This window comes from Kineosporia sp. NBRC 101677 (assembly GCF_030269265.1).
Lineage (GTDB): Bacteria > Actinomycetota > Actinomycetes > Actinomycetales > Kineosporiaceae > Kineosporia > Kineosporia rhizophila.
Genome location: NZ_BSTA01000001.1, coordinates 271,528 through 289,090, shown reverse-complemented (window position 1 = coordinate 289,090; position 17,563 = coordinate 271,528). Strand labels below are relative to the sequence as shown.

Here is a 17,563-nt window from a genome sequence, read left to right as displayed (position 1 = left end):
CTGGGCTGCCCGCCGGGCCGAGCCCAGGTCGCCCGCCGGCCGTATCTAGGCCGTCACAGCCTGTCCGTTGCCAATGACACGGCCGGACCCAGGCCGTCACCGGGCACCTTTCTGGGCTCCTGTGCCGATCCACAGGGCTGGACCAGGGCTGGCCAGGGTCGTGCTGGGCTGATCGACGATGTGTACACCTGGTACACCGTGTACCAAGTGTCCACGTTCATTGCCTGACCATGCCCACCGCCGGCTGCAGACCGCTCGCCGAGCACCATGAGCCGGGCGCCGTGAGCCGGGCGCCGTGAGCCGGGCGCCGTGAGCCGGGCGCCGTGAGTCGGGTACCGGGCGCCGGGTGCCGTGAGCCGGGCACTGATTCGGACCCGGCCGTTGCATGTGCCTGACCTCGTGCCGCCGGCCCGAGAACCTGCAGTTGACCGGCCCTCAGTCTTTGACGGCGGGCTCGGCAAAGTCCCTGCTCTCAAGAGCGATGCTCAACGGGCTCAGCCGATCCCGTCGGGCCCGGACACCCGCTGCGCCGGACGAGCGGTCGGCCACCGTGCCGGGGCAGAACCACAACGGAACCTAGGCCTGCAGCACCACCACGACGGCGGTCAGGGCCAGCTGGGCCAGGGCGATCGGGACCAGCCCGGCCCAGGCCAGGCGCTGCAGCTGGTCCTCGCGTAGCCGGGGCCAGGCCACCCGCAGCCAGATCACCACCACCGCGACCAGGCCGGTCTTCAGCAGGGTCCACAGGGGGCCCAGCGTCTCGGAGAACGGGCCGTGCCAGCCGCCGAGGAACAGCACCGCGGTGAGCCCGGCCAGCACCACGATCCCGGCGTACTCGCTCAACAGGAACAACGCGAAACGCAGCCCGGTGTACTCGGTGTAGGGCCCGGCGACCAGCTCGGACTCGGCGATCGGCATGTCGAACGGGGGCCGCTGCACCTCGGCCAGCCCGGCCACCACGAACACCACCAGGGCCGGGAACTGCCAGATCAGCCACCACCACTGCCAGGCCTCGCCGATCCCGGTGAGCGAGAGCGTGCCCGCCGCCATGGCCACGCTGGCGGCGGCCAAGACCAGGGGGAGCTCGTAGGCCAGGAGCTGCGCGGCCGCCCGCATCGAACCGATCAGGGCGTACTTGTTGGCGCTGGACCAGCCGGCCATCAGCGTGCCGAGCACCGCCACCGCGCTGGCGGCCAGAACGAACAACAGGCCGGCGTCGACATCGGCGGCGACCCAGCCGGGACTGAGCGGGATCACGGACAGGGCGACGAGGTAGGGGACGAGGGCGACGGCGGGGGCCAGGCGGAAGACGGCGGCGTCGGCCCGCGCCGGAACGATGTCTTCTTTCTGGAGGAACTTCACCCCGTCGGCCACGAGCTGGGCCCAGCCGTGGAAACCGCCCGCGTACATCGGCCCCAGACGACCCTGCATGTGAGCCATGACCTTGTGCTCGGTCTGGCCCACGAGGAGGGGGAGGGTGAGGAAGGCGGCGAGCACGCAGACGGCGCGCAGGACGATCTCGCCGATCAGGGCGACATCGGGACTCATGCTTCGTCCTGTGCATCTGGGGAGGGGCGTGTGGCGGTGGGAGGCGGCGGCGCTGTGGGAGGGGGTGTGGTGGTGATCGGTGACGTTGGGGTCGAGGGACTCGTCGGAGCGGAAGGGGCCGTCGCGGCGGCTTTCCGGGCTGCGGCGGCGGCGCGGGAAATGCCGGCTGGGCGCTCGCGGCGGGGGCGGGCGGGCGGCGCATCTTCGCGGGGCGCGCCGGGTTCGTGCGGGCCCCACGAAGGATCGGGGACGCCGGGCGGCAGGGTCTTGCGGCGGGGGGCCTTGCCGGCGGCCGAGTCGCCCGGGTCTTTGGCGCCAGGCCACGCCTTGGCCGCCCGGGCGGCCAGGACGAACGACTTGCGCAGGGGAGTGCCCTCGAACCCGTCGGGCAGCAGGAGCGGTCTGAGGCCTGCGCCGCTGCCGTCTTCGAAGCCGGTGAAGGTGAGCCCGAACATCTCGAAGGTCTCGCGCTCGTGCCAGGCGACCCCCGGCCAGAGCGCGGTGAGACTGGGCAGACTGAGGGTGGTTTCGGGCACCCGGGTGCGCAGCAGGAGGCGGCGGACGACGCGGTCGGGCGAGCCGAACGAGTCGGTGGCGGCGAGGTGGAGGAGCACGTCGAGACCGGCCGGGTCGGCGTCGGGTTCGTCGACGGCCGAGAGCCAGTCGAGGAAGTCGAGCCCCAACTGGTCACGGGCGCAGGTGGCGGCGGCCACCCAGCCGGCTGCGGGCACGTCGACCACAGGTGTGCCCGCGCCGTCGGCGGTGACCGTGACCAGGGCGGAGGACCTGGAGGTGGGCGGGGCTGACTCCGGGGCGTCGGACTGCCCGGGCTCACCGTCTGCAGCGGCCCGGTCGGTGGGCCCGCCCTGGTCGGCCCCCGCAGGTGTGCCGACCCCAGCCTTACTGAGCGCCGCCGTGAACCACGCGGTGAGCTGGTTGGCGTCGGGCGAAATGCGGCTTGGCAGTGCTGAGCTCATGCCGGGCTGCCCTCGACCAGGCCCCGGTTGAGCGAGGCAGCGCCCCGACGGCGGGAGCCGTAGCGCCGGGCCAGGTTCTCGTCGGCGATCTTCTCCTGCAGCTTCACGATGCCCTGCAGCAACGCCTCGGGGCGCGGCGGGCAGCCGGGCACGTAGACGTCGACCGGGATGATCTGGTCGACCCCCTTGGTGACGCAGTACGAGTCCCAGTAGGGGCCGCCCGAGTTGGAGCAGGCGCCGAACGAGATGGCGTATTTCGGCTCGGGCATCTGTTCCCACAGCCGGCGCACGGCCGGGGCCATCTTGTCGGTGACGGTGCCCGACACCACCATCAGGTCGGCCTGCCGGGGGCCGTTGGCGAACGGGATCACGCCGAGGCGGATGAAGTCGTGACGGGCCATGCTGGCGGCGATGAACTCGATGGCACAGCAGGCCAGACCGAAGTTGAACACCCAGAGCGAGTAGCGCCGGCCCCAGTTGAGCACCAGCCGAAGTGGATGCGGCGCAACCGCAGCCAGGGCACCCAGGCCTGCTGACCCGTCTTCAATTTCGTGCTCGTGCGGTTGCCGCAGAACCGGCATCGGCAGCGCGGTCTTCGGCGAGACCGGCCGGCTGCCGCTGCCCGGCCGGGTCAGATCCATCGCAGGACCCCACGGCGCACGGCGTGGATCAGGCCGATCGCGATCACGCCGAGGAACACGCCCATCTCGGCCAGGGTGGCCCAGCCCAGGTCTTTCACCACGGTGACCCAGGGGAACAGGTACACCGCGTCGACCGCGAAGATCAGGTACAGAAAGGCGTAGAGGTAGTAGCGGATCTGGCTCTGCGCCCAGCCGTGGCCGACCGGATCGACGCCGCTCTCGTAGGTGAGGGTCTTCTCGGGCGAGGGCACGCGCGGGCGCAGCGCCCGGGCCGCCCCGATGCCTCCGACGAACAGCAGCGCGCCGGCGGCGATCACGGCGGCGACGACCAGGTAAGTCTCCAGGCCCTCCATGGGAAAGGACTCTACCCAGGGGGCCCGACAGAATCGGGTCTCAAGTGCGGGGGGCGGAGGGGAGACCGAAGACGGCGCGGCGACCGGCGGGGACGAGGTCGAGGTAGTCGGGGTGCTTGTCGATGAAGGCCTTGACGAAGGGGCAGATCGGGAGCACCTGGGAATCGCGCTCGCGCAGGTCGTCCAGGGTCTGGCGGATCAGCTGCGTGGCCAGGCCCTGCCCGCCGAAGCGCTCACCGATCTCGGTGTGCACCAGGCTCACCACCGGCCCCAGGCCGCGGTGCTCGGTGAAGCCGGCCAGCTCGTCGTCCACCCAGATCTCGAAACGGTTCTTTTCCTGGTTCTCTCTCACTTCGGCCATGCGCCCCATCGAATCATCTAGCGTGCCCGGATGAGCACGCCCCTCCCGCCCGCGACCATCGCCGACGAGATCCACGGCTACGAGTGGGTCCGCGACACGGTCGGGCAGTCCGGCAACGCCGTTCACCGGCTGCGCGGTCCGGGACGCGATCTCTTCCTCAAACACGGACGGGGCGAGGCGGCCGAGGAGGTCACCGACGAGATGGTGCGGCTGGCCTGGTTACGCGGGCGGATCCCGGCGCCGGAAGTCGTCCGCTTCGTGCGCAGCCCCGAAGACGCCTGGCTGCTCACCACCGCCCTGCCCGGCCGCAGCGCCCTGCTGGAGATCGAGGCCGACGCCGAGCGGGTGGTCGACGCGCTGGCCGACTTCACCCGCCGGCTGCACGCCCTCGATGCCGACACCTGCCCGTTCGTCGCCGGTCACGCCTTCCGGCTGCGCCACGCCCGGGCCAACATCGACGCCGGCCGGGTCGACGCGGACGACTTCGACGAAGAGCGCCAGGGCTGGACCCCCGAGCAGGTCTGGCAGGAGCTCACCGCCCTGCTGCCGCTGGAAGCCGGCCGGGTGGTGACCCACGGCGACCTCTCCCTGGACAACGTGCTGCTCAGCAACGGCGAGGTCACCGGCCTGCTCGACGTCGGCCGGCTCGGGCTGGCCGACCGCTACCAGGACCTCGGCATCCTCTCGAACGCGCTGGGCGGGTTCGGCGCCGATCTGCGCGCCCGGTTCCTCCAGCGTTACGGCGAGACCGAGCCGGATCTGCGCCGGTTGTCCTTTCATGTACTTCTGGACGAGTTGTTCTGACCTTGCGGAGAAACTTCCGGTCGGGTCGGGGTCATCCGCGACCGAACACGTGAACACCCTCGGAGGGCCGAACCGGGCAGGGCTAGACTCAGCCGCCGAAACCATGCGCTGACCTTGGAGTATTCATGTCCCGCCGACTGCCTGCCGCAGGATCTGCCCTCATCGCCCTGCTGGCCGTCGCCGCCTGTGCCCCGGCCGACTCCGAAGACGAGGCGGGCACCGGCTCCTCGGCGTCGGCCAGCACCTCGGCCTCCTGCGCCCCGGCCGATCTGGACACCCTGGCCGCCGGCACGCTGACCGTCGGCACCGACACCCCGGCTTACACGCCGTGGTTCCAGGACAACGACCCGACCAACGGCAAGGGCTTCGAGTCCGCCGTGGCGTACGCCGTGGCCGAGCAGCTCGGCTACACGAACGACCAGGTCAAGTGGGAGACGGTGGGCTTCAACGCGGCGGTGCAGCCGGGCGCCAAGACCTTCGACTTCGACATCAACCAGTTCTCGATCACCGACGAGCGCAAAGAGGCCGTGGACTTCTCCTCCGGCTACTACGACGTCGCCCAGGCGGTCGTGACGATCAAGGGCAGCAAGGCCGCCGGGGCCACCTCGCTGGCCGACCTCAAGGACGTCAAGCTCGGTGCGCAGGTGGGCACCACCAGCTACAAGGCGATCGAGGAGCAGATCCAGCCGTCCTCGAAGCCGGCCGTGTACGACGACAACGACAAGGCCAAGCTGGCGCTGAACAACGGCCAGATCGACGCCCTGGTGGTGGACCTGCCCACCGCGCTGTACCTGGCCGCCGCCGAGCTGGACAACGGCGTCGTGGTCGGCCAGCTGCCCGCCGCCGGTGACAGCGCGGAGCAGTTCGGTCTGCTCCTGGCCAAGGACAGCCCGCTGACCGACTGCGTCTCCGACGCGGTCGACGCGCTGCGCGCAGACGGCACGCTGGAGAAGCTCGAGACCGAGTGGCTGACCGAGTCGGCCGGCGCGCCCGAACTGAAGTGAGCAGCCCGGACACGCTCGACGACTGGAGCCCTTCACCCCGGCAGCTCGAACGCGACGCCTACCGGCGGCGCCGGAGCCTGCAGTCGCTCCTGATCGCCGTGATCAGCACCGTGGTCGTGGGAGGTGCGCTGATCGCCGGGGTGGTCAGCGCACCCGGCTGGGACCGCACCCGGGAGACGTTCTTCAACTGGGACAAGGCCGTGGAGTCGTTCCCGGCCGTCCTCGAGGGCTTCTGGGTCAACGTCCAGGTCTTCCTGGTCAGCGCGGTCTGCGTGCTGCTGGTGGGCCTGCTCCTGGCCGTTCTGAAGACGCTGCGTGGACCGGTCTTCTGGCCATTGCGCGCCCTGGCCACGGTCTACGTGGACGTCTTCCGCGGCCTGCCTCTGATCCTGGTCCTGCTGCTGGTCGGGTTCGGGGTGCCGGCGCTCAACCTGACCGGGGTGCCCACCGACCCGATCGTGCTGGGCTGCGTGGCCCTGGTGCTGACCTACTCGGCCTACGTGGCCGAGGTGTTCCGGGCCGGCATCGAGTCGGTGCACCCCAGCCAGCGGGCCGCGGCCCGGTCGCTGGGTCTGAGCGGGCCGCAGAGCATGCGTTACGTGGTGCTGCCGCAGGCCGTGCGCCGGGTCGTCCCGCCGCTGCTGAACGACCTGGCCTCGCTGACCAAGGACTCGGGCCTGATCTCGGTGCTCGGGGCGGCCATCGACGCCGTCCGGGCCGCCCAGATCGAGACCGCGACCAGCTTCAACTTCACCCCGTACGTGGTGGCCGGGGTGCTCTTCCTGATCCTGACCATCCCGCTGACCCGGATCACCGACCGGGTGTCGCGGCGGTACGGGGCCGTCCCCGGCGGAGGCCACCTGTGAGCGGGCTGCTCAGCGTCCAGAACCTGCGCAAGACCTACGGGCCCAGCGTGGTGCTGCGCGACCTGAGCCTGGACGTGGCCGAGCACGACGTGGTGGTCCTGATCGGGGCCTCCGGCTCGGGCAAGTCCACTCTGCTGCGCTGTATCGACCTGCTGGAGACGGTCGACGACGGGGTGATCGAGCTGCAGGGGCAGGACATCACCGACCCCCGGGTGAACGCCGACGAGGTGCGCGCGAAGATCGGCATCGTCTTTCAGTCGTTCAACCTCTTCCCCCACCTCAGCGTGCTGGACAACATCACGCTGGCGCCCCGCAAGGTGCACAAGGTGCCCGCCGAACAGGCCCGCGAGCGCGCTCTGGCGATGCTCGACCGGGTCGGCCTGCGGCACCGGGCCGACGCTCATCCGGACCATCTGTCCGGCGGTCAGCAGCAGCGCGTGGCGATCGCCCGCTCGCTGGTGAACGACCCCGTGCTGATGCTGTTCGACGAGGTCACCTCGGCACTCGACCCGGAACTGGTCGGGGAGGTGCTGGCCATGCTGCGCGACCTGAAGTCCGAGGGCATGACCATGCTGGTGGCCACCCACGAGATGGGTTTCGCCCGGCAGGTGGCCGACGAGGTGTGCTTCCTCGACGGCGGGCGGGTGCTGGAACGGGGGGCGCCCGAACAGGTCCTGGGCGAGCCCACCGAGGAGCGCACCCGCCAGTTCCTGAGGCGGATCATCGAAGCCGGGCGGTTGTAGCAACCGCCCGGCTCCGGGTGGGACAGGTCAGACGAGGTCCTTGGCGAAGTACTGCGAGCCCGCCTCGTCGGCGTAGATGCCGAAGTTCTGGTGCGGCCGGTAGCCCGAGTTCTGGTACAGCGAGACCGCCTCGGGCTGCTGGTCACCGGTCTCCAGCACCAGGCGCCGGTAGCCCAGCACCACGGCCCGCTGCTCGGCTGCGCTGAGCAGCTTGCGGGCCAGCCCACGACGCCGGAAGGCCGGCCGCACGTACATCCGCTTCATCTCCGCGCACTGCTCCCCGCCCGCCGCGTGTTCCCTCACGCCCACGCATCCAGCCAGCTCGCCCCCCACCTCGGCGACCACGAAGAGGCCGGCCGGCGGGGTGAACTCACCCGGCTCGACCGGGGTCTCGTCCTGCCCGCCGTAGCGGGTCACGTACTCCTGCTGGAGTTCGGCGATCAGGGTGATCGCCTCGGGGCTGTCGAAAGGGGCGTCGCGGAGGACGAGATCGGTTACGGGAGAGTTGCTCACGGCTCCCATAGTTCCACGGGGTTGCCCTCCGGGTCGTACACCCGGGCGAAGCGCCCGTTGGGGTACACCTCCGGATCGACCTCCACCTCGATGCCGGAGGCCCGCAACTGCCGCACCATGGCGTCCAGGTCACGGACCCGGAAATTCACCATCCATTGCTGGGCCGCGCGCCCGAAGTGCTCGGTCTCTTCGGCGAAGGCGGCGAACACGGTCGGCCCGGACTGTGAATACCAGGGCTCCTCCGCATAGGTGAGGGGCACCGGGGTCACCCCGAGATGCTCCTCGTACCAGGCTGCCAGTCTCTCCGGATCTCTGCTTCGGAAGAACAGACCCCCGATACCCGTCACGCGTTCCACGAATGGGAATACTGCCAGAACGACCGCGATCCGACCGCTCGGAGTGGTTGTCGCATTCCGCCGGAGCCTCGGGCAGGCCCCCGGAAACCGGAAGAATGCGCAGGTCAGGAATGGGATTAAGGCATACGTCAGGCCGGTGAATCGAGGGCTAATCCCGTCGCGGGCTCTCCTCACCGCACTGACGGCGCACTTTCGATGCACTGCCGGTGCGCTTCGCTGGCGGATCGCGGCCATCAGCGTTCCTTGGTTGCTTCAGCACGGCGACCGTGCGGGATTTCCGGTGCAGTTGAAGGGCTGATCAGAGGCCGTGGGAGGCCCATTGTTGTGGCGCCGGGTGCCGAAATTGGGCAAGCGGTCAAACTATGGACGGGTGGCGCGCCTAGGGCGCGAGCGACCGGTTCCGTGGTGGTTACGTTGAGTGACGCGCGCGGTGCCGGCTCAGCGTCGGCTCGTGCGTGCGGCGGGCGGGCGCCGCGCCGGGGATGAGCGGATCGCCACCAAGGCCGGCGCCCGGATACGTCGGGTGTGCGGATCTGGGAGCGATTCCATGACGGGCGGTCGCACGTTGCCGGTGCGATTGGGTCCGGTGGGGAAATCTGGGCAGCTCATACGGGTAATTCCGGTGATCGGACCGATCCTCGGGCCGGGGCCGCTAATATTCTCAATGGTCGCGGGTCGGTCCGGTAAGCCCGATCCGGCGACCGCCGGATTCGGCGTCCAATCCGAAAATATTATGGTCGCGCCAGGTGCGTGTTCTCCCGGCCCTAAAGGGCCAGGAGGTGCCCCCCGTTCCGGCCGGGTCTTTTGTCGGAACGCATGTGAGGTCGGTGAGGTGGCGCGGCAGCAGGCAGAGATCCGGCGCGAGGAGATTCTCCGGTCGGCCGCGACGGTGGTCGCCCGGAAGGGATTCGCGCGTACCCGGGTCGCGGATGTCGCCGCCGAGCTCGGAATCAGTCCCGGCCTGGTCTTTTACCATTTCGATTCCAAAGAACGACTGCTGTCGGAAGCATTTGTGCTGGCCTCCGACCGGGAACTGGCGGCGATGGAGGCGGTGGTCGCCGGGCCGGGCTCTCACACCGAGCGGCTGCGCAACGTGATCGGTCTGTACCAGCAGGTCCCGGTGGAACCGGCCGACCTGGAGGTGTGGTCGCGCAACATCGACGCCTGGGCCGAGGGCCGCTACACCGACGAGATCCGCGAGGTGGTCCGGCGCAACGACACCCGCCGGCGGCACGGCCTGACCCGGCTGGTCACGCAGGGGGTCGAGGCCGGCGAGTTCGAGTGCGCGGACCCCTCGGAGGCGGCGCTGCGGATCTGCGTCATGCTCGACGGCCTGGTCGTGGCCACCCAGGTCAGAGGCACGCTCTCACGCGGCCGGGCCCGGGTCTGGGCCGACGAGTACGCCGCCCACGAGCTCGGTCTGAGCGCGCTGATGCTGCCTCCCGCCCAGCGCTGAGTCGCGGACGCGCCGGATCCACGCCCCTCGGAACCGCAAAACACGGCAGGATGCAGCGGTGACCTCCGAACAGCAGAACGTCGCGGGCGGCTCCGGCAGTCACCGGCACGATCTGGGCAGCGTTCCTGGGCACGACCACGAACACACCCACGGGCCCGGCCACGAACACAGCCACGAATCCGGTCAGCAGCCCGGCCACGGGCTCGGTCGTGGTCTGGGGTTCGGCCGTGGTCTGGTCTCCGGGCTCGCCACCACGGCGAGGTCGCTGGTCCGGCCCACCCACACGGCCGAGTACCCCGACGTGCGACCGGACCTGCCACCGCGCAGCCGGGGCGTGATCGCGCTGCTGGCGGAGAACTGCACGAGCTGCATGCTGTGCGCCCGGGAGTGCCCGGACTGGTGCATCTACATCGAGTCGCACAAGGAAGAGGTCCCCGCCGCCGAGACCGGCGGCCGGGCCCGGCAGAAGAACATGCTGGACCGCTTCGCCATCGACTTCTCGCTCTGCATGTACTGCGGCATCTGCATCGAGGTCTGCCCCTTCGACGCGCTCTTCTGGAGCCCCGAGTTCGAGTACGCGGAGTTCGACATCCGCGACCTGCTCCACGAGAGCGACCGCCTGGAGAGCTGGATGACCAGCGTCCAGCCCCCGCCCCTGCCCGACCCCGGGGCAGTGGAGGCCAAGGAGGTGGGTGTCGCCCGCGCCGCCGCCGAGAAGGCGATCGCGGCCTACGAGGCCGCCCGCCAGGAGGCTGCGGCTCAGGAGGTCGCCGCTCAGGAGGCAGCTGCTCAGGAGGCAGCCCAGGAGGCAGCGGCCCAAGAGGCAGCCCGAGAGGCGACAGCCCAGGAGGTTGCCGCTCGGGAGGTGGCGGCTCAGGAGGCAGCCGCCCAGGAAGCAGCCCAGGCGGCGGCCCAGGAGGCGGCCCGAGAGGCGGCGGCCCAGGAGGTGGCGGCTCGGGAAGCAGCAGCCCAGGAGGTTGCCGCCCAGGAGGTGGCGGCTCGAGAAGCAGCAGCCCAGGAAGCAACTGCCCAGGAAGCAACTGCCCAGGAGGCGGCGGCCCAAGAGGCAGCCCAAGAGGCGACGGCCCAGGAAAAAGCGGTTCAGGAGGCGGCGCCCCAGGAGGTTGCCGCTCGGGAGACTGCCGCTCAGGAAGTAGTGGCCCAGGACGCCGCGACCCAGGCAGCCACTGGCCACGAGGGGGTCACTGCCGACGAGATGGCTACCGACCACGAGAAAGTGGGAGGCCCCGAGGCCACCGCCGACGAAGGGACGGCCGACCGCGAAGAAGCGACGCGCCCAGACCCGGCCCTTCGGGAGACGGCCGCTGTCCCTGAGACGACCGCGACCCACAGCAGCCACCCGGACGACGAAAAAACGGCGCTACTGCCTGCGGTCACCGACGAAACCCAGCCTCTGCCACCCGTCACGGACGAGACCCAACCCATGCCACCGGTCCGGGACCTGGCCACCCCTGCCCAAGCCGCGCCTGACCTGGCCACCGCGGACGCAGCCGCGCCTGACCGGGGCGCACCTGATCACGCCAAGCCCGACCCGGCCAGCTCGGACCCGGCCACCGCCGACCCGGCCACCGCCGACCCGGCCACCCCCGACCCGGCCACCGCCGACCTGACCACTCCTGGCCAAGTCACCCTGGACCCGGGCATGCCTGACCAAGCCACCGCGGACCCGGGCGCGTCCCACCGAGCCGCGCCTGACCTGGCCACCGCGGATTCAGCCTCGCCTGACCGCGGTGCACCTGATCACGCCAAGCCCGATCCGGCCAGCTCGGACCCGGCCACCCCCGACCCCGAAGACCCCCCGCGCCGGAGCCGACCGTGACCGGTCTCGAGGTCCTCTTCGTCGCTCTGGCCGTTCTCGCCGGAGCCGCTGGGCTGCTCGCCGTGTCCAGTCCCCGCGTCGTCCACTGCGCCCTCTGGCTCGTGGTCTGCCTGGGCGCGCTGGCCGGCGTCTACCTGGTGCTCGGCGCCGAGGTGGTCGCGCTGGTCCAGCTCCTGGTCTACGTGGGCGCGGTGGTGGTCCTGGTGATCTTTGCGCTCATGCTCACCCGCGCGCCGATCGAGCCCAGCGCACGCCTCGACGGATCCCTCGGGCAGCGGCTGGCGGCGGGGGCGGCCGGGGTCGCGGTGACGGGGGTCCTGGCCGGCACGCTCATCTACGCCGTCGGAGACACCAAGGTCGCCGTGCGTACCGAGCAGGGGGCCGCGCGCCCGATCGGCGAGGCCGTGTTCTCCGGTTGGCTGCTTCCCTTCGAGCTGCTCTCGGTACTGCTGCTGGCGGCCCTGGTCGCGGCGATCGCGGTGTCCCGTAAGGAGCCCGGCAAGGAGCCCGGCAAGGAGCCCGGCAAGGTCGAGAGCGGGGAAGAGACGGGATGATCCACCTGCTCGGCCCGGCCGTGCTCGCTGCGGCCCTCGCCGGGATCGGCGTGTACGGGATCCTCGCCCGGCGCAACGCCGTCCTCGTGCTGATCGGCGCCGAACTGCTGCTCAACGCCGCGAACGTGCTCCTGGTCACGGCCTCGGCGCTGCCTGCCGGAGGGCTGGCGGCCCTGCCCGAGGCCGGCGCCGGGGGCCCTGACCTGGTGCAGGACCCGCTGATCCCGGGCCAGGTGATGACCATCTTCGTGATCACGATCGCGGCCGCCGAGATCGGGGTGGCGCTGGCGATCGTGCTGCTGCTGTTCCGGGCCCGTGGCACGGTCGAGCTGACCGAGGTCACGGAGCTGGGCGAGGCCTCACCCCGCCACACCGAGAACCCGGCGGGTTATCCCGAGGCGAAGCAGGCGGGGTCGTGACCGGGGCCGCCGCCATCCTCACCGTGGTCCTGCCCGCCGCGGCTGCGGTCTTCGGTCTGGTCATGAGCTCGTCCCCGGCTGCCCGCAGCTGGGCGTCGGACTGGGCGGTGGCCGGTGCACTGGGCGCGCTGATCGCCGCCGTGGCCGAGCTGGTGCTGGTCAGCACCCAGGAGGGGAGCACCTCCGTGGGGTTCCTCGGAGATGCTCAGCTGGGCAGCGCCACCATCGCCCTCGACCTGCGCTCGGACCAGCTGGCCGCGGGCGTCGCCGTGATGGTCGCCCTGGTCGCCCTCTGCGTGCAGATCTACTCCACCGCCTATCTGCACGGCGAAGGAACACCGGAGGCGCCCACCCGCTACCCCGCCTACGCGGCCACCGTCTCGATGTTCACCGCCGCGATGATGCTCGTGGTCCACGCCGGTGACCTGGTGCTGCTGCTGATCGGCTGGGAAGTGATGGGCCTGGCCTCGTACCTTCTGGTGGGCCATCACAGCGAGCGGGCCGCGGCCCGGGCCGCAGCCACCAAGGCGTTCCTGATCACCCGCACCGGCGACATCGGGGTGGTGCTGGCCGTGGTGGTGCTGATCGCGGGCGCGGGCACCACCTCGATCAGCGAGCTGAACCGCGCGGCGACCGAGAACGAGATCGGCCACGGCACGGTCCTCACCGCGGCCGCACTGCTGCTCGCCGGGGTGGTGGGCAAGTCGGCGCAGTTCCCCCTGCACACCTGGCTCCCGGACGCGATGGAGGGCCCGACCCCGGTCTCCGCCCTGATCCACGCGGCCACGATGGTGGTGGCCGGCGTGTTCTTGGTGGCCCGTCTGCTGCCCCTGTTCCTGACCGCGCCCGGGGTGCTGCAGACCGGTGCGGTGCTGGCCTCGGTCAGCATGGTCGGGGCCGCCCTGGCCGCGCTGGCCCAGACCGACCTGAAGCGGCTGCTGGCCTACTCCACGATCAGTCAGGTCGCGTACATGCTGGCGGCGGTCTGCGTGGCCTCCGACCGGGAGCTGGGTTCCGGCGACCCGGTGGGGTTGGCCGCGCCGGGGGTGGCGCACCTGCTCTCCCACGGAGCCTTCAAGGCGTTGCTGTTCCTGGCGGCGGGGTGCGTGGTGCACATCGTGGGCTCCACCGCGCTCGCCGACATGGGCGGCCTCTGGCGTACCCATCGAAGCCTTGCTGTGCTCTTCGGGATCGGGCTCCTGGGGCTGGCGGGTATCCCGCCCTTCGGCGGCTTCTGGTCCAAGGAGGCCGTTCTCTCGGCGGCGGACGAGGCGGCGCACGCCGGAACCTGGGTGGGCTGGATGGTCCTCGTCGCGGGGGTAAGCACGATCGTGCTGACGGGTCTGTACGCCGGTCGCGCGTGGGCGATGGTTGCGATGGGGCGAACCTCGGAAAACCCAATTGAGGACGGGGAAAACCGCCATCGCGTACCCCTCGCCATGATGCTGCCCCTCTACCTCCTGGCCCTGCCGAGCCTGGCCTTCGGCCTGGTTCTCCTGCAGCCGCCGGATCTGCTGCACGGGCTCCAGATCGAGCCCGGCACCGCGATCACCGGTGCTCTGCTGGCTCTTTCCGGGGTGGGCTGGGCGGTGTCGGCGCCCCGACTGGGCACTGCGGACATCGCCTTCGCCCTGCCTGAGCGGGCCCGGACGGTGCTGCTGAACGCGTTCGGCTTCGACCGGGTGATCCGGGCGCTGGTGGTCCGCCCCGCGCTGGGCCTGACCGTACTGGTCCGGGTGGGCGAGCACGACGTGGTGGACGCGTACGTGCGCGGCGTCGGCCCGGCCACCACGATCGCCGGAAAGCTGTTGCGGCTGGCCCAGACCGGGCTGGCCTCGGCCTACGCGGCCTGGGTGTTCGCCGGGGCGGTCGTGATCGCGGTGGCCGGGGTGGTGCTGGTATGACGCCCGACACCGGCGCCGTGAACTGGCTGCTGCCCACCCTGGTCCTGCTGCCCCTGGCCGGCGCCCTGGTGCTGCTGGCCGTGCCGCAGATTCCCGACCGGACCGCCGCTCGCCTGGGCGCCGGGATCAGCGGGGTGACCCTGCTGATCGGTGCCCTGGCCACTCTCGTGGCCTGGGACCGGGGCCTGGGGCGGATGCAGCTGCAGGTGCGCACCGACTGGATCCCGGCCCTCGGCCTGCAGGCGCATCTCGGCCTCGACGGGGTGAGCGCGCCCCTGGTCCTGCTCACCGCCCTGCTCGCGGTGCTCACCTGCGGGCACCTGATCCGGGTGCACCCCGAGCACGGCCGGGTCCGGCTGCTGGTGGTCTGCGTGCTGACCGTCACCGGTGGGGCGCTGGCCACCTTCACCGCGCTCGACCTGCTGCTGTTCTTCATCGCCTTCGAGACCGTGCTGATCCCGATGTGGTTCGTGATCGGGGTCTGGGGCGACCGGCGGCTCCCGGGGCAGCCGGGCAACGCCGCGGCCCGCTTCGTGCTCTACACCGCCACCGGCTCGGCGGTGATGCTGCTGGGCCTGATCCTGGTGATCACCCGCACCGGTACCGCCGACATCACCGAGCTGATCGAGCGCGGTGGTGCGGGCATGTCCGAGAGCACCCAGACCGTGGCGGCCGTGCTGATCGTGATCGGCCTGGCGGTGAAGACCCCGATGTGGCCGCTGCACACCTGGCTGCCGCCGGCCCACACCATCGCCCCCACCACCGGATCGGTGCTGCTGGCCGGGGTCCTGCTGAAACTCGGCACGTACGGCCTGGTCCGGGTGGCCGTGCCGGTGCTGCCCGCCGGGATGGAGAACGTGGCTCCCTGGCTGGGCGGCTTCGCGGTGGTCGGCATCGTCTGGGCGGGCCTGGCCTGCCTGGCCGAGAACGACCTGAAACGTCTGGTCGCCCTGTCGTCGGTGGCGCACATGGGGTTCGTCCTGCTGGGCGTGGCCTCGATGACGCCGACCGGCCTGCAGGGCGCGCTCTACGCCAACATCGCCCACGGGGTGGTCAGCGCGCTGCTGTTCTTCGTGGTCGGGGCGCTGAAGGACCGGCACCACAGCGCCGGCCTGGGCGAGCTCGGCCCCGGTCTGCGCGATCGGCTGCCGAGGCTGGGGTGGTTGCTCACCTTCGGCGCGGTGGCCGGTCTGGGTCTGCCCGGCCTGGCCGTGTTCTGGGGTGAGCTGCTGGCCATTGCCGGGGCCTGGCAGTCGGGAGCGCTCGGTGCCCTCAATCGTCCGTTCGCAGTCGTTGCCGCCGTTGGCACCGTGATCGCCGCGGCCTACTGGCTGAGGGTGCTGAGGGTGCTCTGGCAGGGCCGCACCGACGGGCGCTGGGACGGCCAGGACATCGGCGATGTCACCCGGCACGAGTCGCTGACCACGATGCCGCTGGTCCTGGCCACCGTCGGGCTCGGCCTGGTGCCGGGCCCGCTGCTGGCGGCCACGGCCGGCGTGGTCCGGTTGCTCCTGCCCGGCGGGGGAGTGGTGCCCTGATGCTCGCCGAGACCTTCGCCGAACTCACCGGCGTCCCCAAGATCGACGCCGTCGCCCTGCTGCCGGTGATCGCACCGGTCGTCGCCCTGCTGCTGATCCTGCTGGTGGATGCGATCCGGCCGGGCCTGAGAGCGGTCACCGACGCGCTCGGCGTGAGCGGGCTGCTGGTGGCCGCGGGGGCGGTGGCGTACCTGGCCCAGGACGGCGAGGACCGTACTACCGCCTGCTCCAGCGGGTTCGTGGTGACCAGCGGGCAGACCGGGCCGACCCGGCTGCCGGAGTCGCTGAGCCCGGCCCAGTTCGGCTTCGGCTGCTCCTACGTGGTCTCCGACCTGACCCTGGCGGTCCAGGGCATCGTCCTGCTCGGTGCCCTGGCCTGTCTGCTGCTGGCCCTGGCCGGCCCGGGCGCGAAAGACCGCACGGCGCACCACACTCTGCTGCTGGCCACGGTGGCGGGCGCCGCCGCCCTGGCCGGGGCCCGCGACCTGGCCACCCTGACCGTCGCCCTGGAGACCGCGACCCTGCCGGTGATCGGCCTGATCGCGCTGCGCCGCGACGCCCAGGGGGCCCAGGCCGCCGTCACCATGCTGCTCACCGCGGTCGCCTCGCTCGGCCTGCTGCTCCTCGGCGTCGGTCTGCTCTTCCTGGCCACCGGCTCGCTCTACCTCGCCCGCATCGCCGACGTCCTGGCCGCCGACCCGCAACGGCCGGTCCTGGTGGTGGCCGCCCTGGGGGTGGTGCTGGCGATCGCGGGCATCGGGTTCAAAGTCTCGCTGGTGCCCTTCCACCTGTGGACGCCGGACACCTACGCCGGCGCGCCGCTGCCGGTCGCCGCGTTCCTGTCCACGGTGTCCAAGGCGGCCGGCCTGACCGCGGTGGTGGTGCTGCTCGGCATAGGGGTGCCGACGCTGCACGAGGTCTGGGCGCCGCTGGTCGGGGTGCTGGCCGTGCTCACCATGACGGTGGGCAATCTGGTGGCGCTGCGGCAGACCGTGGCCGTGCGCCTGCTCGCCTGGTCCACCGTCGCGCAGGCCGGCTGGGTGGTGCTGCCCTTCGCCGGGGCCGGCGCCTCCCGGGACAGCGTGCGTGAGGTGGCCGCCGCCTCGATCGGCTACCTGCTGGCCTACGTGGTGGCCGGTCTGGCCGTGTTCGCCGTGGTGGTGCTGGTGGCCCGGCACCACCGGGCCGGGGAGGAGCACACGCTGCAGGCCTACCGGGGGCTGGGCCGCACCGAACCGGTGGCCGCCGCCGTCCTCGCCTTCGCCCTGTTCTGCCTGGCCGGACTCCCGCCCGGGGTGATGGGCCTGATCGCCAAGGTGGTGGTGCTGCGCCCGGTGGTGCACGCCGAGACCTGGCCGATCGCCGTGCTCGCCGCCCTCAACGTCGCCCTGGCCCTGGCCTACTACCTGCGCTGGACCGCCCTGCTGGTCTCGCCCGCGGGCGCCGCACCGCCCCGGTGGCGGCTTCGCCCGGCGGAGGGGATCGTGCTGGGGGGAGCTGCCGCCGGGTGCCTCGGCCTCTCGGTGGGGGCCCAGGTGATCGCCGGGCTGCTGCCTGGGATCCTGCACTGATCGAAGTACTGAGGATCATCGGAGCCGGACGGGTGCGACGGTGGACCCGGCGGGAACGTGCGCAGGCCGGACACCGTTGAGTTTCCTGACGGTGCCCGGTGGCACCGGTCGTGAG

General features: G+C 71.4%; 18 protein-coding genes. 11 read left to right on the top strand and 7 right to left on the bottom strand.

Features of this window, described 5'->3' with window-relative positions:
• Nucleotides 1-576: 576 nt before the first annotated feature.
• Genes nuoH through QSK18_RS01365 form a run of 5 tightly spaced genes read right to left on the bottom strand, consistent with a single transcriptional unit; the run spans nt 577 to nt 3,880 of the window.
• Entirely contained in the window at nt 577-1,548 is a 972-nt protein-coding gene (nuoH, locus tag QSK18_RS01385) for an NADH-quinone oxidoreductase subunit NuoH (protein ID WP_232815152.1), read from the bottom strand.
• Nucleotides 1,545-2,525, bottom strand: a complete 981-nt coding sequence (locus QSK18_RS01380) for an NADH-quinone oxidoreductase subunit C (protein ID WP_285616360.1) — start codon at nt 2,523-2,525, stop codon at nt 1,545-1,547. Before QSK18_RS01380 ends, nuoH begins: the two co-directional genes overlap by 4 nt.
• Nucleotides 2,522-3,166 carry an NADH-quinone oxidoreductase subunit B gene (locus QSK18_RS01375; protein WP_285616359.1) on the bottom strand — a complete coding sequence of 215 codons (645 nt, stop codon included), beginning with the start codon at nt 3,164-3,166 and terminating at the stop codon, nt 2,522-2,524. Before QSK18_RS01375 ends, QSK18_RS01380 begins: the two co-directional genes overlap by 4 nt.
• The gene (locus QSK18_RS01370; RefSeq protein WP_232811095.1) at nt 3,157-3,519 is read right to left on the bottom strand and encodes an NADH-quinone oxidoreductase subunit A; all 363 of its coding nucleotides are present in this window, start codon (nt 3,517-3,519) and stop codon (nt 3,157-3,159) included. Before QSK18_RS01370 ends, QSK18_RS01375 begins: the two co-directional genes overlap by 10 nt.
• Before the next feature lie 40 nt (nt 3,520-3,559).
• Complete coding sequence (locus tag QSK18_RS01365; RefSeq protein ID WP_232811104.1) at nt 3,560-3,880, bottom strand: GNAT family N-acetyltransferase; 321 nt, start codon at nt 3,878-3,880, stop codon at nt 3,560-3,562.
• A 30-nt stretch (nt 3,881-3,910) separates the two neighbouring features.
• Here QSK18_RS01365 and QSK18_RS01360 point away from each other — a divergent pair, with 30 nt between their 5' ends.
• The 4 genes from QSK18_RS01360 to QSK18_RS01345 all read left to right on the top strand — a co-directional run bounded on the left by QSK18_RS01360 (nt 3,911) and on the right by QSK18_RS01345 (nt 7,297).
• Complete coding sequence (locus QSK18_RS01360) at nt 3,911-4,684, top strand: APH(3') family aminoglycoside O-phosphotransferase (RefSeq protein ID WP_232811106.1); 774 nt, start codon at nt 3,911-3,913, stop codon at nt 4,682-4,684.
• A gap of 125 nt (nt 4,685-4,809) precedes the next feature.
• Nucleotides 4,810-5,688: an ABC transporter substrate-binding protein gene (locus QSK18_RS01355; protein WP_232811107.1), complete on the top strand. Its 879-nt coding sequence runs from the start codon at nt 4,810-4,812 to the stop codon at nt 5,686-5,688.
• On the top strand, nt 5,649-6,554 hold the full coding sequence (locus QSK18_RS01350; RefSeq protein WP_285616358.1) for an amino acid ABC transporter permease: 906 nt from the start codon (nt 5,649-5,651) through the stop codon (nt 6,552-6,554). The genes QSK18_RS01355 and QSK18_RS01350 overlap by 40 nt, the downstream gene beginning before the upstream one ends.
• A complete protein-coding gene (locus tag QSK18_RS01345; protein WP_232811111.1) occupies nt 6,551-7,297 on the top strand; it encodes an amino acid ABC transporter ATP-binding protein in 747 nt (248 codons plus the stop codon). The genes QSK18_RS01350 and QSK18_RS01345 overlap by 4 nt, the downstream gene beginning before the upstream one ends.
• Nucleotides 7,298-7,324: 27 nt before the next feature.
• Here the strand turns inward: QSK18_RS01345 and QSK18_RS01340 are convergent, their stop codons facing one another.
• Complete coding sequence (locus tag QSK18_RS01340; protein ID WP_232811113.1) at nt 7,325-7,810, bottom strand: GNAT family N-acetyltransferase; 486 nt, start codon at nt 7,808-7,810, stop codon at nt 7,325-7,327.
• Nucleotides 7,807-8,400: a VOC family protein gene (locus tag QSK18_RS01335; RefSeq protein ID WP_285616357.1), complete on the bottom strand. Its 594-nt coding sequence runs from the start codon at nt 8,398-8,400 to the stop codon at nt 7,807-7,809. Before QSK18_RS01335 ends, QSK18_RS01340 begins: the two co-directional genes overlap by 4 nt.
• Before the next feature lie 598 nt (nt 8,401-8,998).
• Here QSK18_RS01335 and QSK18_RS01330 point away from each other — a divergent pair.
• The 7 genes from QSK18_RS01330 to QSK18_RS01300 are packed head-to-tail and all read left to right on the top strand — an operon-like array spanning nt 8,999 to nt 17,448.
• Nucleotides 8,999-9,622: a TetR/AcrR family transcriptional regulator gene (locus tag QSK18_RS01330; RefSeq protein ID WP_285616356.1), complete on the top strand. Its 624-nt coding sequence runs from the start codon at nt 8,999-9,001 to the stop codon at nt 9,620-9,622.
• 58 nt (nt 9,623-9,680) lie between these two features.
• Nucleotides 9,681-11,462 (top strand): NuoI/complex I 23 kDa subunit family protein, encoded by a 1,782-nt coding sequence (locus QSK18_RS36240; protein ID WP_285616355.1) that lies wholly within the window; start codon nt 9,681-9,683, stop codon nt 11,460-11,462.
• Nucleotides 11,459-12,016 (top strand): NADH-quinone oxidoreductase subunit J family protein, encoded by a 558-nt coding sequence (locus tag QSK18_RS01320; protein ID WP_285616354.1) that lies wholly within the window; start codon nt 11,459-11,461, stop codon nt 12,014-12,016. The genes QSK18_RS36240 and QSK18_RS01320 overlap by 4 nt, the downstream gene beginning before the upstream one ends.
• Complete coding sequence (locus tag QSK18_RS01315) at nt 12,016-12,435, top strand: NADH-quinone oxidoreductase subunit NuoK (protein ID WP_502894170.1); 420 nt, start codon at nt 12,016-12,018, stop codon at nt 12,433-12,435. Before QSK18_RS01320 ends, QSK18_RS01315 begins: the two co-directional genes overlap by 1 nt.
• A complete protein-coding gene (locus tag QSK18_RS01310) occupies nt 12,432-14,339 on the top strand; it encodes an NADH-quinone oxidoreductase subunit 5 family protein (protein ID WP_285616352.1) in 1,908 nt (635 codons plus the stop codon). The genes QSK18_RS01315 and QSK18_RS01310 overlap by 4 nt, the downstream gene beginning before the upstream one ends.
• Nucleotides 14,336-15,877: a complex I subunit 4 family protein gene (locus QSK18_RS01305; RefSeq protein ID WP_285616351.1), complete on the top strand. Its 1,542-nt coding sequence runs from the start codon at nt 14,336-14,338 to the stop codon at nt 15,875-15,877. The genes QSK18_RS01310 and QSK18_RS01305 overlap by 4 nt, the downstream gene beginning before the upstream one ends.
• Complete coding sequence (locus QSK18_RS01300; protein WP_285616350.1) at nt 15,877-17,448, top strand: NADH-quinone oxidoreductase subunit N; 1,572 nt, start codon at nt 15,877-15,879, stop codon at nt 17,446-17,448. The genes QSK18_RS01305 and QSK18_RS01300 overlap by 1 nt, the downstream gene beginning before the upstream one ends.
• Nucleotides 17,449-17,563 lie beyond the last annotated feature (115 nt).